This window comes from Bacillus sp. SIMBA_026 (assembly GCF_046535335.1).
GTDB lineage: Bacteria > Bacillota > Bacilli > Bacillales > Bacillaceae > Bacillus > Bacillus velezensis.
In genome coordinates, this window is record NZ_JAWRWX010000022.1 from 1 (window position 1) to 576 (window position 576).

The window sequence follows — 576 nt, forward strand, 5'->3', positions numbered from 1 at the left end:
GCGGCAATCGCGGCCTTGTCGATGTCGGCGCTGTCGGCTTCCGCCACCGTGGTGAGCGTTTCTTCTGTCGCCGGGTTGCTCGTGTCGAAGGTTCGGCCGGAGACGGCCTCGACCCATTGTCCGCCAATCAGCAGGCGCTTGGGACCGGACTTGAGCCAGTCGAGCGCCTTTTGATGGCCTGCGCTGATCGGCGATGCACTGACAGATGAAGACGACACTTTTGTTCTCCTGTGGATGGTAATTCGTCGCTCGATGGCGGCGACGGATCGCTGCCAGACCGTATCAGGCGACTCGGTGAGTCGATCGACGGCCGCTCAGGCACGCGTGACCGACTTGTTCAGTGATTCGAGGATGGAAAAGGAGTCTCCCAGTCGCTCAGGTAAAGAAAGGCGAGGGCGCTTCAGGGAAGGCATGGACGAACGTCGGGAGCGGGCGATCGACCCGTGAGTATCGGTAGTCAGGCGCGATGAGATCACTGCTTGCCATATGTCACCTCTCATGTATCTGCCATCGGGGTCTGTACGGAAGCGGATGGTGCGCAGACCGCACAGACCACTTCTCCCACTGATGGAAATC

At 60.2% G+C, this 576-nt stretch carries 1 pseudogene; it reads right to left on the minus strand.

Annotation, left to right across the window (positions count from 1 at the left end):
* A pseudogene (locus tag SB847_RS20470) lies at positions 1-218 on the minus strand (betaine-aldehyde dehydrogenase); the annotation flags it as partial.
* Between the last annotated feature and the right edge of the window lie 358 nt (positions 219-576).